The organism is Paracoccus sp. M683, from assembly GCF_007096355.1.
Classification (GTDB): domain Bacteria; phylum Pseudomonadota; class Alphaproteobacteria; order Rhodobacterales; family Rhodobacteraceae; genus Paracoccus.
The window spans coordinates 262,770-275,236 of record NZ_VKDF01000001.1 but is presented as its reverse complement, the minus strand read 5'-3'; the positions used below and the strand labels follow the sequence as shown (position 1 = coordinate 275,236).

General features: G+C 63.0%; 16 protein-coding genes. 11 read left to right on the top strand and 5 right to left on the bottom strand.

Annotated elements, in window-relative coordinates; genetic code table 11:
• Positions 1–16: 16 nt before the first annotated feature.
• From FNJ84_RS01295 to FNJ84_RS01285, 3 genes are read right to left on the bottom strand one after another with little or no spacing between them, the layout of a single operon-like run.
• Positions 17–1,765, bottom strand: coding sequence for a SulP family inorganic anion transporter (locus tag FNJ84_RS01295; protein ID WP_143791101.1), 1,749 nt, complete (start codon positions 1,763–1,765; stop codon positions 17–19).
• Between the two features lie 39 nt (positions 1,766–1,804).
• Positions 1,805–2,689 carry an MBL fold metallo-hydrolase gene (locus FNJ84_RS01290; RefSeq protein WP_143791100.1) on the bottom strand — a complete coding sequence of 295 codons (885 nt, stop codon included), beginning with the start codon at positions 2,687–2,689 and terminating at the stop codon, positions 1,805–1,807.
• A gap of 39 nt (positions 2,690–2,728) precedes the next feature.
• Positions 2,729–2,935: a DUF2892 domain-containing protein gene (locus FNJ84_RS01285; protein WP_143791099.1), complete on the bottom strand. Its 207-nt coding sequence runs from the start codon at positions 2,933–2,935 to the stop codon at positions 2,729–2,731.
• A gap of 224 nt (positions 2,936–3,159) precedes the next feature.
• On the opposite strand from FNJ84_RS01285, the gene FNJ84_RS01280 reads away from it, so the two are divergent.
• The 8 genes from FNJ84_RS01280 to FNJ84_RS01245 all read left to right on the top strand — a co-directional run bounded on the left by FNJ84_RS01280 (position 3,160) and on the right by FNJ84_RS01245 (position 8,238).
• Positions 3,160–3,774 carry a ribonuclease D gene (locus tag FNJ84_RS01280; protein ID WP_143791098.1) on the top strand — a complete coding sequence of 205 codons (615 nt, stop codon included), beginning with the start codon at positions 3,160–3,162 and terminating at the stop codon, positions 3,772–3,774.
• Between the two features lie 89 nt (positions 3,775–3,863).
• Positions 3,864–4,808 carry an SIS domain-containing protein gene (locus tag FNJ84_RS01275; RefSeq protein WP_143791097.1) on the top strand — a complete coding sequence of 315 codons (945 nt, stop codon included), beginning with the start codon at positions 3,864–3,866 and terminating at the stop codon, positions 4,806–4,808.
• 3 nt (positions 4,809–4,811) lie between these two features.
• The gene (locus FNJ84_RS01270; RefSeq protein ID WP_143791096.1) at positions 4,812–5,384 is read left to right on the top strand and encodes a hypothetical protein; all 573 of its coding nucleotides are present in this window, start codon (positions 4,812–4,814) and stop codon (positions 5,382–5,384) included.
• A gap of 21 nt (positions 5,385–5,405) precedes the next feature.
• Entirely contained in the window at positions 5,406–5,888 is a 483-nt protein-coding gene (gene lptA, locus FNJ84_RS01265; protein ID WP_143791095.1) for a lipopolysaccharide transport periplasmic protein LptA, read from the top strand.
• A complete protein-coding gene (gene lptB / locus FNJ84_RS01260; RefSeq protein WP_143791094.1) occupies positions 5,888–6,640 on the top strand; it encodes an LPS export ABC transporter ATP-binding protein in 753 nt (250 codons plus the stop codon). The genes lptA and lptB overlap by 1 nt, the downstream gene beginning before the upstream one ends.
• 223 nt (positions 6,641–6,863) lie before the next feature.
• Positions 6,864–7,439: a ribosome hibernation-promoting factor, HPF/YfiA family gene (gene hpf / locus FNJ84_RS01255; protein WP_143791093.1), complete on the top strand. Its 576-nt coding sequence runs from the start codon at positions 6,864–6,866 to the stop codon at positions 7,437–7,439.
• Between the two features lie 81 nt (positions 7,440–7,520).
• The gene (locus FNJ84_RS01250) at positions 7,521–7,985 is read left to right on the top strand and encodes a PTS sugar transporter subunit IIA (RefSeq protein ID WP_143791092.1); all 465 of its coding nucleotides are present in this window, start codon (positions 7,521–7,523) and stop codon (positions 7,983–7,985) included.
• Positions 7,986–8,049: 64 nt separating this feature from the next.
• Positions 8,050–8,238 (top strand): hypothetical protein, encoded by a 189-nt coding sequence (locus tag FNJ84_RS01245; protein ID WP_143791091.1) that lies wholly within the window; start codon positions 8,050–8,052, stop codon positions 8,236–8,238.
• Between the two features lie 140 nt (positions 8,239–8,378).
• Here the strand turns inward: FNJ84_RS01245 and FNJ84_RS01240 are convergent, their stop codons facing one another.
• Positions 8,379–9,302 carry an oxidoreductase gene (locus FNJ84_RS01240; RefSeq protein ID WP_255471000.1) on the bottom strand — a complete coding sequence of 308 codons (924 nt, stop codon included), beginning with the start codon at positions 9,300–9,302 and terminating at the stop codon, positions 8,379–8,381.
• A gap of 113 nt (positions 9,303–9,415) precedes the next feature.
• On the opposite strand from FNJ84_RS01240, the gene FNJ84_RS01235 reads away from it, so the two are divergent.
• Positions 9,416–10,090 (top strand): TetR/AcrR family transcriptional regulator, encoded by a 675-nt coding sequence (locus FNJ84_RS01235; RefSeq protein WP_143791089.1) that lies wholly within the window; start codon positions 9,416–9,418, stop codon positions 10,088–10,090.
• Positions 10,091–10,194: 104 nt separating this feature from the next.
• Here FNJ84_RS01235 and FNJ84_RS01230 read toward each other — a convergent pair whose 3' ends face one another.
• Positions 10,195–11,064 carry a branched-chain amino acid aminotransferase gene (locus tag FNJ84_RS01230; protein ID WP_143791088.1) on the bottom strand — a complete coding sequence of 290 codons (870 nt, stop codon included), beginning with the start codon at positions 11,062–11,064 and terminating at the stop codon, positions 10,195–10,197.
• A 145-nt stretch (positions 11,065–11,209) separates the two neighbouring features.
• Here FNJ84_RS01230 and FNJ84_RS01225 point away from each other — a divergent pair, with 145 nt between their 5' ends.
• Both FNJ84_RS01225 and FNJ84_RS01220 read left to right on the top strand, forming a co-directional pair.
• Positions 11,210–11,731 (top strand): MarR family winged helix-turn-helix transcriptional regulator, encoded by a 522-nt coding sequence (locus FNJ84_RS01225; RefSeq protein ID WP_143791087.1) that lies wholly within the window; start codon positions 11,210–11,212, stop codon positions 11,729–11,731.
• The gene (locus FNJ84_RS01220; protein WP_143791086.1) at positions 11,728–12,450 is read left to right on the top strand and encodes a response regulator; all 723 of its coding nucleotides are present in this window, start codon (positions 11,728–11,730) and stop codon (positions 12,448–12,450) included. The genes FNJ84_RS01225 and FNJ84_RS01220 overlap by 4 nt, the downstream gene beginning before the upstream one ends.
• Positions 12,451–12,467: the final 17 nt, after the last annotated feature.

The following is a 12,467-nucleotide window of genomic DNA, read 5'->3' as shown; positions in this document are numbered from 1 at the left end:
GTTGCGGGCAGGCAGCCTATTGCGCGGCGGTGCTGGCGGCCTGGCCGCCATCCTGGCCGGTCAGCGCCTGCCAGGCATCGTAATGCGACAGAAACACCTGGCCGTTCAGCTGCGTCAGCAGATGCGAGCGTTTCAGCCGGTCCATGACAGGGCCTTTCACCTCGGACAGGTGAAAACCGATGCCCATGGCGCGCAGGCGTTGATTGATCGCCTCCAGGCTTTCCAGCGCGGAAAAGTCGATCTCGTTCATGGCCGAGCAGATCAGCACCACATTGCGGATCGCGCAGCCCTGCGTCACCCGGTCCTGAATCTGATCCTCAAGAAAGCGGGCATTCACGAAATACAGGCTTTCGTCGATGCGCAGGCTCAGCAGGTCGGGCCGTGTCTCGACCCTGTGGCGGTTGATGTTGCGGAAATGATGGGTGCCTGGAACCAGCCCGACCTCGGCCATATGCGGGCGCGAGGTCTTGTAAAGATGCAGCCCGACCGAGATCAGAACCCCCGCCGCGATCCCGATCTCGACCCCAAGGCCAAGCGTTAGCAGGATCGTCGCGGCGACGGCGGTGAAATCGGTGCGCGAATAGGCCCAGGTCTTGCGCAGGATCGAAAAGTCGACCAGCGACAGCACTGCGACGATGATGGTCGCGGCCAGCGTGGCATCGGGCAGGTAATAGACAAGCGGCGTCAGCGCCACGGCGGCGATGGCAAGCCCCATCGCGGTAAAGGCCCCGGCGGCGGGCGTTTCAGCGCCGGCGTCGAAATTCACCGCGCTGCGGGCAAAGCCGCCGGTCACCGGATAGCCGCCGGTAAAGGCCGCGCCCAGATTGGCGGCGCCAAGGCCGATCAGTTCCTGATTGGGGTCGACGCGCTGGCGGCGCTTGGCGGCCAGCGTCTGCGCCACGCTGATGGATTCGACGAAGCCGATGATGGAAATCAGGATCGCGGGCAGCAGCAGGGCGCGGATCAGGTCGGGTGACAGGCCTGGCATGGTCAGCGGCGGCAGGCTTTGGGGCACATCGCCCACGATGGACACGCCCCGGCCCGCCAACCCGAACCCCCAGACCGCCACGGTCGTCGCCACGACGGCGATGACGGGGCCGGCTCTGGTTGCGAGATCGGCGGCAAAGGCCGGCAGACCCATCCGGCGCAGGAATGGCTTCAGCCCCTTTCGCACCCAGAACAGGAAAGCCGTGGCCGCCACGCCGATGACCAGCGTGATGGGGTTGATCCGTCCCAGCCCGGCGAACAGCGAGGCCAGCATCTCGATCAGCGTATGCCCACCGGCCTCTACGCCAAGAATATGCTTCAACTGGCTGGTCGCGATCAGGATGCCCGATGCGGTGATGAAGCCCGCGATCACCGGATGGCTGAGGAAATTGGCCAGAAACCCCAATCGCAGCAGTCCCAGCAGCAGCAGGAACCCACCTGACAGAAATGCCAGCGTCAGTGCCGCCACCGCATAGCCCGCCGTGCCTTGCTGGGCGATCTGCCCCACCGCCGACGCCGTCAGCAGCGACACCACCGCGACCGGTCCCACGGCCAGCGCCCGCGAGGTGCCAAAGACCGCGTAAAGCATGATCGGCAGGATCGAGGCATAGATGCCGGCCTCGGCAGGCAGGCCCGCCAGCATCGCATAGGCCAGTGATTGCGGGATCAGCATGATCGTCACGATCACCGCTGCGATCAGATCGCTGCTCAGCGCCGATCGGTCATAGCGCCGCCCCCAGTCGAGGATCGGCAGATAGCGGGCGATTCGTTGAAACATGTCCCTTTGGTCTGTGGTTTCTTGGGTCCTGGTGGCGGGCTACAGCCCGTTGATCGGCACTTTCAGCATCGGCCGACCGTCCTTGTCGCGTGGAATTTCTCCGGCGCGCATGTTCACCTGAAGCGAGGGCAGGATCAGGCGCGGCATGTCCAGCGTGGCATCGCGTTCGGTGCGAAAGCGGACAAATTCGTCCCGCGTCTTGCCGGCGCCGACATGGATGTTATGCGCCTTTTCTTCGGCCACCGTTGTTTCCCACTGAATCTCGCGCCCGCCGGGGGCGTAATCGTGGCACATGAACAGCCGCATCTGGTCGGGCAGGGCCAGCACCCTCTGAATGCTGTCATAAAGCGTGGCCGCGTCGCCGCCCGGAAAATCGGCGCGGGCCGAGCCGCCATCGGGCATGAACAGCGTATCGCCCACAAAGGTCGCATCGCCCATCACATGCGCCATGCAGGCCGGCGTATGGCCAGGGGTAGCCATGGCGAAACAGTCCATCTGGCCGATCCGGTAGCTGTCGCCATCCTTGAACAGCCGGTCGAACTGGCTTCCGTCGCGCTGAAACTCGGTCCCTTCGTTGAAGATCTTGCCAAAGGTGTCTTGCACGACAAGGATCTGGTCGCCGATGCCGATCTGACCGCCCAGCCTGGCTTGAATGTAAGGCGCGGCAGACAGGTGGTCGGCATGGACATGGGTTTCGATGATCCATTCCAGCGCCAGATCGTTATCGCGGATGAAATCAATGATCAGGTCTGCGCTGTCATAGGTGATGCGGCCGGCGCTGTAGTCGATATCCATGACCGAATCGACCACTGCGCAGGCGTTCGAGCCCGGATCTTTCACGACATAGCTGATCGTGTTCGTCGCCTGGTCGAAAAAGGCGGTGACATCGGGCCGGATCGTCAGGTCGACGGGGTAGTTGCTCATCTTGCGGTTCCCTCGGATTGGCTGTGCAATAGCCGATGTTCAGCGGTGGCAGGTGCGGATGCCCAGGATTGTATAGACCGGGCAGCTGCCAAAGGCTGCCGTGCCCAGCAGAATGATCGCCACCACGATGGCCGTCCAGTGCAGCCAGCCCGCCGCAAGGCTGCCGCCGCCGAACGCCAGAACCAGCAGCACGATGCCGATGGTCGCGCGCAGCACGCGGTCGAGATTTCCCATATTTGGCGTCATCGCACCCTCATTGGCGAATCAGGATGATACCTTCATGCCACAAAGCAAGCGACCCGTCGGTGCCTTCGTCACATTTTGCCTGCCGCGAATATCGGTGTGCCCGCCTGCGCGTCGCCCGGATATGGCCGGTCAGGTCGGGCATGCAGCACTGGCAAATTGGTGTAGGGCTGGATTTGCGCGGCTGTTCGGGTCATAGGGAACGAAATTCGTGAAACGGGGCAGAGATGACCATCCATCTGTATCAGAACGATTTGCCGACCGGGCTGGATCTGGGGCCGGTGGTGGCCATCGACACGGAAACCATGGGTCTGGATCATCGCCGCGACCGGCTGTGTCTGGTGCAGCTGTCCTCGGGTGATGGCGATGCGCATCTGGTCCAGATCGCGCGCGGCCAGACCGAAGCGCCGAACCTGACTGCTCTGCTGACCGATCCCAAGGTCCTGAAGCTGTTTCATTTCGGCCGTTTCGACATTGCCGCGCTGGAAAGCGCCTTTGGCGTGGTCACGGCGCCGGTCTGGTGCACCAAGATCGCATCCAAGCTGATCCGCACCTTTACGGATCGCCATGGGCTGAAATACCTGCTGAGCGAGCTGGTCGGCGTCGATGTCAGCAAACAGCAGCAGACCAGCGACTGGGGCGCCCCTGACCTGAGCAATGCGCAGCGGGAATATGCGGCCTCGGACGTGTTGTATCTGCACAGGCTGAAGGAGGCGCTGGAAAGCCGGTTGCAGCGCGAGGGCCGGATGGGGCTTGCGCAGGCCTGTTTCGATTTCCTGCCGACGCGGGCGCATCTGGATCTGCTGGGCTGGGGGGATGAAAACGACATCTTCCATCACTAGATGGGGGTCGGATCTTTGCGGGCAGAACCGGGGGCGCTTCGCCCCCCGGACCCCCAGAGGATATTTGGATCAAAGCGAGGGGCCGCGATTTGGCTGACTATATCGAAACGGCGCGCCGGGTGATCGAGACCGAGGCCTTGGGGCTGGCGCAGCTGGCGCAGGGTCTGGGGTCTGATTTCGATCGGGCGGTCGAGCTGATCCTGGCGGCTAAGGGCCGGGTGATCGTGTCGGGCATGGGCAAGTCGGGGCATATCGGGCGCAAGCTGGCGGCGACGCTGGCCAGTACCGGGACGCCGGCGCAATTCGTGCATCCCGCAGAGGCCAGTCACGGCGATCTGGGCATGGTCACGCAGGGCGATGTGGCCGTGGTCCTGTCCAATAGTGGCGAGACGCCGGAACTGGCCGATCTGATCGCCCATACGCGGCGGTTTTCCATCCCGCTGATCGGGGTGGCCTCGCGCCCGGAATCGACATTGCTGCGGCAGGCGGATGTGGCGCTGGTTCTGCCGGCCGCGGCCGAGGCCTGTGGCACCGGGATCGTGCCCACGACCTCGACCACGATGACCCTGGCCTTGGGTGACGCGCTGGCCGTGGCGCTGATGGAGCATCGGCAATTCACGCCCGAACATTTCCGCACCTTCCATCCGGGGGGCAAGCTGGGGGCGCGGCTGGCCAAGGTGGGCGATCTGATGCATGCCGACATGCCTCTGGTATCCGAGGATGCCGCCATGGCCGATGTGCTGCTGGTGATGAGCCAGAAAGGCTTTGGCGTTGCCGGCGTCACCGATGCCGGTGGCCGATTGAGCGGGATCGTGACCGATGGCGACCTGCGGCGGCACATGGACGGGCTTCTCAGCCACAACGCCGCCGAGGTGATGACCCGCGCGCCCCGCACCATCGCGCCCTCTGCCCTGGCCGAGGCCGCGCTGGCCGAGATGCAGGCGCGCAAGATCACCTGTCTTTTCGCCGTTGAGGCCGGGCGCCCCGCAGGGATCGTGCATATTCACGACTGTCTGCGCGCGGGCATCGTCTAGGCCATGTCGCGCACTCGCATCGTTCGCTGGTTGCGTGTGCTTTTGCCGCTTGTCGCGTTGGTGATCCTGTCGACGCTGTTTCTGCTGTCGAAAGAGCCCGGCGATGAGCCCTCGATCCCCTATGCCGATGTCGATGCCGAGGACATGGCCCGCGATCCGCGCATGGTGGCGCCGGAATATGCCGGAGTGACCGCCGATGGCGCCGCCATCACCCTGCGGGCCGATCAGCTGCGCAGCGATCCGGACGGGCAAGGCGGGGCCGAAGGCGTGCGCATGACCTGGCGGGCCGAGGACGGGCTGGCCGCTGACATGACCGCGCCGGCGGCCAGCGTGGCGGATGGCAGCATCCGGTTAAGCGGTGGCGTGCGGGTGACGACATCCTCGGGCTGGGCCGTGACGACGCCTTTGGTCGACAGCGCCACCGATATGGCGCTGATTTCTGCACCCGAGGATGTGCAGGCCTTTGCGCCGCTGGGGCAGCTGTCTGCCGGGGCGATGCAACTGGCGCGCGATCCCGAGAATGGCGATCACGTCTTGAATTTCACCGATGGCGTTCGTCTGATATACCAGCCCTGACCTGCCGAGAGGATCCCGCCGATGTTGCGCCCTGCCCTGATCGCCGCCCTGTTGCTGAGTGCCGCCCTGCCGGTCGCGGCACAGAATGTCGCCTTTGGCGGGATGACGGCCGATACCAGCGCGCCTGTCGAGATGTCGGCCGATAATCTGAGCGTCAATCAGGCCGATGGCAGCGCGGTGTTTTCCGGCAATGTCATCATCGCGCAGGGTGAGATGAAGCTGAGCGCCACCGAAGTTACGGTGATCTATGCCGAGGGTGGACAGCAGCGCATTCAGTCGCTGCGGGCGACGGGCGGCGTCACGCTGGTCAGTGGGCCTGACGCGGCCGAGGCGCGTGAGGCCGTCTATCAGGTCGGCAGCGGGATCATCGACCTGTCAGGCGATGTGGTGCTGACGCAGGGTCAGAACGTGCTGACGGGCGATACGATGCAGGTCAGTCTTGCCGATGGCACCGCGCAGGTTCAGGGCCGCGTCCGCACCATTCTGCAACCGGGTGGCAATTGATGGATACGGGCGCAGTGGCGGGCATGAAAACCGGGCTGGTGGTCCGCGAATTGCGCAAATCCTATCGCAACCGGCCGGTGATCCGGGATGTCTCGGTCGATCTGGCGCGGGGTGAGGTGGTGGCGCTTCTGGGGCCGAACGGATCGGGCAAGACGACCTGTTTCTATTGCATCGCCGGGCTGGTCTCGCCCGATGCGGGGCAGGTGATCATCGACGGCAAGGATGCGACCGGGCTGCCGATGTTCCGCCGCGCGCGCATGGGCATCGGTTATTTGCCGCAGGAAATGTCGATCTTTCGCGGCCTGTCGGTCGAGCAGAACATCATGGCCGTGCTGGAGGTGGTGGAATCGGATGTCCACAAGCGCCGCATGCGGCTGGAGGAGTTGCTGGGCGATTTCTCGATCGGCCATTTGCGCAATGCGCCGGCGCTGGCCCTTTCAGGGGGCGAAAGGCGGCGGGTGGAAATCGCGCGCTGTCTGGCCTCGAACCCCAGCTTTCTGTTGCTGGACGAACCTTTTGCAGGCGTCGATCCGATTGCCGTGGGCGAAATCAGGGCGCTGGTCCATGATCTGAAATCGCGCGGCATCGGCGTGTTGATCACCGATCACAATGTGCGCGAGACGCTGGGCATCGTGGACCGGGCCTATATCCTTCATGATGGGCATGTGCTGATGTCGGGCACGACCCGCGAGATTGTCGAGGACCCGCGTGTGCGCGAGGTTTATCTGGGCGAAAGCTTCACTTTGGGGTGACCGGGTGCTGCGTTGCTGCCATCGCACCGGCCGGCTTTGCTTGTGCGGCGGCTGCGGGCAGGGATGACGCCATTGCCGGCGGCGAATATCAGCGGCCCCGTTGACAGCCGACGCGGAGTGTCACCAAATGATCTGATGGATGGCCATGTGTCATTCACTTTCGGCGCGGCCCGCTTCCCCGTCGGGGCGCAGGGTTCGCCGGATCAACCGGAGAGGAGCTATGATGCGCTATACCATCAGCGGAAAACATATCGACGTTGGCGAGGCACTGACCTCGCATGTCAAGAACGAGTTGGGCGAGGTGCTGGAGAAGTACTCGCAGCGGCCCACCGACGCGACGATCACCTTTTCCCGCGATGCGCATCAGTACCTGTGCGACGCTGTCGTTCACCTGTCCACAGGACTGACCGTTCAAGCCAAGGGCACGGCGACCGAAGTTTATGCCGCCTTCGATTCCTGCCGCGAACGCATGGATAAACAACTTCGCCGCTACAAGCGGCGGCTGAAGGACCACCACAAGGATCGCAGCGAGCCTGTTGAATTCGGGCAGGCGGGCATGTATGTGCTGGCCGCTGATGAGGATGAATGGGAATCGCAGGACAGTGGCCTGCAACCGATCATCATCGCCGAAATGGAAACGCGGGTGCCGACCCTGTCGGTCGGCGACGCGGTGATGCAGATGGAACTGGTGGGGACGCCCCTGCTGGTCTTCCGTAATGAAAAACACGGGGGCGTGAATGTCGTCCACCGCCGCGATGATGGGAATGTCGGCTGGATCGACCCCGGCAGCGGCAAATAGGGCCGCGACGACCGGCATGAACCCCTGGCCCGCACCTGCCTTGTGGCATGGTGCGGGCTGATCGCCCGAAAGGCAGGCCGAATGCAGATCAGTGACATTCTGAAACAGGGGGCCGTCAGGTCCCTGTCCCAGGTCACATCAAAGAAGCGGCTTTTCCACGAGCTGTCCGAACTGTCCCATACAGTTTATGGGCTGCCGGCGGCCGAGGTGCTGGACGCGCTGCAAGAACGGGAAAGTCTGGGGCCGACCGGGGTGGGCCATGGTGTCGCGCTGCCCCATGCCCGGCTGCATGGGCTGGACAAGGTGGCCGGGCTGTTCATCCGGCTGGACAAGCCACTGGATTTCGATGCCGTCGACCGGCAGCCGGTCGACCTGATCTTTGCCCTGCTGGCGCCGAAAAGCGCCGGCGTCGATCACCTCAAGGCGTTGGCTCTGGTGTCGCGCACGCTGCGCGACGGCGACCTGCGCGCCAAGCTGCGGGCCAATGACGATCCCATCGCCCTGCACGCCGTTCTGGCGGCGGCTCAGGGGATAAAGGCGGCCTAAAGGTTTGGCTCTGGTCCGATTCGGCCCTATATTGAGGGTCCAATCCATTGGAGGAGGGCCGAAGATGACCAAACATGTCGGCGATCAGCCACGCGATCATGGCACCGCGCGCCTGCGGGAATATACCCGGCAGGAACGCGAATCCGGGACGCATCCGGCTGTGGCCGCCCTGCACAGCCGTCCCAAGGACCGCAGCGGCGATGGCCGCAAGACCGCTGAATATGCGCGGATCGAGCGTGGCCATACCACCTGATCTGACGAGTCTTGATCAGCCGCTTCTGTCAGCCATGATTTTGGTTTCATAGCCATTTATAACCATGCTGCACCGACATTCCCGAATGGGATGTCGGTGTTTTTCATTGGCTATGCATCGCGACAGGGGCTGCCGCACATTCATGCGGGAATGGGCATCTCGGTGCCGGTCAACCGCACCGAAACCTGCCACAATCTGCGCCGCGCCGCCGCATCCTTCGCCTTGGGCGAGGCCTGTACCAGTTCGGGCGCGCCCTTTGCCTCGGTGCAGCCTGCGGGGCCGAAATATTCGCCGCCTCGCACGGCCGGATCGGTTGCCGCCCGCAGCAGCGGCAATGCACCCTCGGCTGCGGATTGGCCCACGATCCTTTCGATCAGATGCGAAACCGCCTGAAGGACGGGCTGGCCTGCGGGGCCGTTATTCATCAGGTCAGTGCGGGCGATACCCGGATGGGCGGCGGCGCTGATGACCGGCAAACCCTGCTGTTTCATCTGGGTGTCAAGTTCCAACGCGAACATCAATGTGGCCAGTTTTGACTGACCATAGGCCCCGGCGGGGCTGTATTTCCGCGCCAGTTGAAGATCATCGAAATTGATCGTTCCACGCTTGTGCATATTGCTGCTGAGGCTGACGACGCGCGGCGCCCTTGCTTTCAGCAACAGCGGCATCAGCCGCATGGTCAGCGCGAAATGACCAATATGGTTGGTGCCGATCTGCAGTTCGAAACCGTCCTGCGTTTCTTGCCGCTTTGGCACAATCGCGACGCCGGCATTGTTGATCAGCAGATCCAGCGGACGGCCATCATCCGACATCCGGCCCGCAAAGGCAGAAACCGACGCCAGACTGGCAAGATCGAGGCGTTCGAACGTGATTTTCGCATCGGGCGTGATGGCACGAATGCGCGCCAATGCCTTGGTCCCCTTGTCCGGGTTGCGCCCGGCCAGAACCACGTCGGCGCCCTTGGCAGTCAGCGCCCGTGCCGCCTGGAACCCAAGCCCGCCGGTTCCGGTGACGATCACCCGCTTGCCGTGCTGCGACGGTATGTCTTTCTCGCTCCAACCCATCATCCGTTCCTTTCGTGTTGCGTTTCTATTAGAGACCGACGGTCTGTTATTTGCGGCAAATAAAGAACCACCGGTCTCTTTACAAGAAGTATTTGCGATGAAATATGATCGGCATGGATTTTCAGCGCGCCAGAAACGACGAACAGCGCGAACAGCGCCGCCAGTTGATCCTGGCGAAAGCTGCCGAAATGCTTGCGGAAATGCCTGTCGCGGAACTCAGCTTGAATGAGCTGAGCCGTCAGGTCGGCCTCGCGAAGTCGAATGTTCTAAGGTATTTTGAAACGCGCGAAGCGATTCTGCTGGAGCTTCTGAGCGCGGAACTGAAAAGCTGGGCTGGGGTGCTGGACGATCTGCCCGTGACGGCCGGGGGAACACAGCGCCAGCGCATCGACCATCTGGCGAGCATGGTGACAGACAGCCTGACTGCGCGGCCCTTGTTGTGCGATCTTGCCAGTGCGCAGGCCGCGGTGCTGGAACGGAACGTTTCGATGACGGTCGTGCTGTCGCACAAGCTTGCGGTGCGCGCCGTGGTCGAGCGCGTCGCCGATACCTTCCGCCGGCATCTGCCCGAACTGACCCGCGAAGACGCGCTGCAAGCGATTTCGGTTGTGTTGCTGATGACGGCCGCAGCCTGGCCGCACAGCACCCCGACCCAAGCGGTTCTGGATGCATATAAGGCCGAACCAAGGCTGGCAGAACTGCATCTGGGCTTTGCCGACTATGTGCGCGGCACGCTTGAGGTCTTTCTGAGTGGAATTCTGGCAAGAAAGCCTGATGCGGGGCCGTAATCAGGCGGCATCTGGCTTGCCTTGCCAATCGCCTGCTGGACATGCCCCATAAGAAACGGCCGCCGGGCAAATGACCGGCGGCCGTTCGTAAATGCGTTTCTGGCTTATGAGCGGACCAGCTTTTCGTAATCTTCAGCAATCTCACGGGTCACGCTTCCGACCTGGAAATTATAGTCACCGATTTGCCCGACAGGCGTGACCTCGGCTGCGGTGCCCGTCAGCCAGCATTCGCTGAAATCTGCCATTTCCTCGGGCTTGATGCGGCGTTCATGCACGGTCAGGCCCTTGTCTTTCAGCATCTGGATGATGGTCTGGCGGGTGATGCCGTTCAGGAAACGGTCGGCCAGCGGGGTATGGATTTCGCCATCCTTGACGAAGAAGATATTGGCGCCGGTCGCCTCGGCCACGTAACCCTCCCAATCCATGAACAGCGCGTCGGAACAGCCCTTGGCCTCGGCCGCGTGCTTGGACATCGTGCAGATCATGTAAAGCCCGGCTGCCTTGGCGGCGGTGGGGATGGTTTCGGGGCTGGGGCGTTTCCACTTGGCGATGTCCAGTTTCGCGCCCTGCCATTTGGCGTCGCCATAATAGCTGCCCCATTCCCAGGCGGCGATGGCCATGCGCACCGGGTTCTTGCGGGCCGAAACGCCCATGTCCTCGCCCGAGCCGCGCCACATCACCGCGCGCACATAGGCGTCGGTAAAGCCGTTGGCGTTCAGAACGGCCTCTTTCGCGGCGTCGATTTCATCGGCGGTATAGGGTGAGGTCATGTCCAGCAGCCGTGCCGATTCGATCAGCCGCAGCGAATGTTCATGACTTTTGAAGATCTTGCCGGAATAGCAGCGCTCGCCCTCGAATACGGAACTGGCATAGTGCAGTGCATGGGTCAGGACATGTACCTGCGCATCGCGCCAGTCCACCAGCTTGCCATCCATCCAGATCTTGCCGTCACGATCGTCGTAAGCGCCTGCCATGTCATATCCTCGGGTTCAGCTTTGCGAATCTTGCGCGATCCTGACAAGTTTTGCCAATAAATTGCGCAAGACGGCTTGACGGCTAACAATCGAATCTTGGAAAGTCAACAAGACTGCCATATCGCTGCGGAACAAAGGGGTGCCCATGCAGGAAAAGGTGCGAATAGCCGGGCTGGGCGGCGAGAATCTGCTGTTTCTGACCGATGACCAGCTGCGCCGCGGGATCGAGGCGATGTTCTTTGCCTATCGCGCCTTCACCTCGGACCCCGATCTGATTCTGGTCGATCTGGATTACGGCCGCGCCCATCACCGGGCGCTGCATTTCATCAATCGCGAGCCGGGGCTGACGGTCACCTCGCTGCTGGATGTGCTGGGCGTGACCAAGCAATCGCTTAATCGCGTGCTGCGCACCCTGATCGAGGATGGACTGGTCGAAAGCCGCGTTGGCCGCCGGGACCGGCGCGAAAGGCAGCTTTATCTGACCGACAAGGGCACCGCGCTGGAACGCCGGCTGTCCGAATCGCAGCGGGCGCGGATGCGTGCGGCCTATCGCAACGCCGGGCCGCAGGCGGTGGCGGGATTTCGTCAGGTTCTGGAAGCGATGATGGACCCCGAGACGCGCTCGCAGTATCAGTCGATGAAGGACCTCACCGACGAGCGGAAATGACCAGCGCGGCCGACACCCATATTCTGATCGTTGATGATGACGAACGGATTCGCGCCCTGTTGCGGCGTTTCCTTCAAAAGAACGGCTTTTTCGTCAGCCAGGCCCGTGATGCACAGCAGGCGCGGCGGCTGCTGAAGGGGTTGGAATTCGACCTGATCGTGCTGGATGTGATGATGCCGGGCGAGGACGGGGTTTCCCTGACCCGCGATCTGCGCAAGACCATCGACACGCCGATCCTGCTGCTGACGGCCAAGGGCGAGATCGAGGATCGCATCACCGGGCTGGAAAGCGGCGCCGATGATTATCTGGCCAAGCCCTTCGAGCCGCGCGAATTGCTGCTGCGGATCGCTGCGATCCTGCGCCGGATGCCAGCGCCCGAATCCGCCGCACCGAAATTCCTGTCTCTGGGCTCGTTGCGCTATGACACCGAAAAGGGCGAGTTGTGGCAGGGCGACACGCTGCTGCGCCTGACCGGCACCGAGCAGGCATTGTTGCACCGCCTGGCCGCCAGCCGCGGCAAGCCGGTCAGCCGCGCCGAGTTGATCGAGGATCTGGGCCGGGGCGGCAGCGGCAATGGCAATGCCGACGAGGCCGAAAACAGCGAACGCGCCATTGACGTCCAGATCACCCGCCTGCGCCGCAAGATCGAGACCGATCCGAAGGAACCGCGTTTCCTTCAGACGGTGCGGGGCACTGGCTATATGCTGGTGGCGGACTAGCCGGCCGGCTATTCTGT

Excerpts from the sequence above, each read along its gene's own strand:
- FNJ84_RS01295 (WP_143791101.1), bottom strand. The coding sequence starts at position 1,765 with ATGTTTCAACGAATCGCCCGCTATCTGCCGATCCTCGACTGGGGGCGG.
- FNJ84_RS01290 (WP_143791100.1), bottom strand. The coding sequence starts at position 2,689 with ATGAGCAACTACCCCGTCGACCTGACGATCCGGCCCGATGTCACCGCC.
- FNJ84_RS01285 (WP_143791099.1), bottom strand. The coding sequence starts at position 2,935 with ATGACGCCAAATATGGGAAATCTCGACCGCGTGCTGCGCGCGACCATC.
- FNJ84_RS01280 (WP_143791098.1), top strand. The coding sequence starts at position 3,160 with ATGACCATCCATCTGTATCAGAACGATTTGCCGACCGGGCTGGATCTG.
- FNJ84_RS01270 (WP_143791096.1), top strand. The coding sequence starts at position 4,812 with ATGTCGCGCACTCGCATCGTTCGCTGGTTGCGTGTGCTTTTGCCGCTT.
- lptA (WP_143791095.1), top strand. The coding sequence starts at position 5,406 with ATGTTGCGCCCTGCCCTGATCGCCGCCCTGTTGCTGAGTGCCGCCCTG.
- lptB (WP_143791094.1), top strand. The coding sequence starts at position 5,888 with ATGGATACGGGCGCAGTGGCGGGCATGAAAACCGGGCTGGTGGTCCGC.
- hpf (WP_143791093.1), top strand. The coding sequence starts at position 6,864 with ATGCGCTATACCATCAGCGGAAAACATATCGACGTTGGCGAGGCACTG.
- FNJ84_RS01250 (WP_143791092.1), top strand. The coding sequence starts at position 7,521 with ATGCAGATCAGTGACATTCTGAAACAGGGGGCCGTCAGGTCCCTGTCC.
- FNJ84_RS01245 (WP_143791091.1), top strand. The coding sequence starts at position 8,050 with ATGACCAAACATGTCGGCGATCAGCCACGCGATCATGGCACCGCGCGC.
- FNJ84_RS01240 (WP_255471000.1), bottom strand. The coding sequence starts at position 9,302 with ATGGGTTGGAGCGAGAAAGACATACCGTCGCAGCACGGCAAGCGGGTG.
- FNJ84_RS01235 (WP_143791089.1), top strand. The coding sequence starts at position 9,416 with ATGGATTTTCAGCGCGCCAGAAACGACGAACAGCGCGAACAGCGCCGC.
- FNJ84_RS01230 (WP_143791088.1), bottom strand. The coding sequence starts at position 11,064 with ATGGCAGGCGCTTACGACGATCGTGACGGCAAGATCTGGATGGATGGC.
- FNJ84_RS01225 (WP_143791087.1), top strand. The coding sequence starts at position 11,210 with ATGCAGGAAAAGGTGCGAATAGCCGGGCTGGGCGGCGAGAATCTGCTG.
- FNJ84_RS01220 (WP_143791086.1), top strand. The coding sequence starts at position 11,728 with ATGACCAGCGCGGCCGACACCCATATTCTGATCGTTGATGATGACGAA.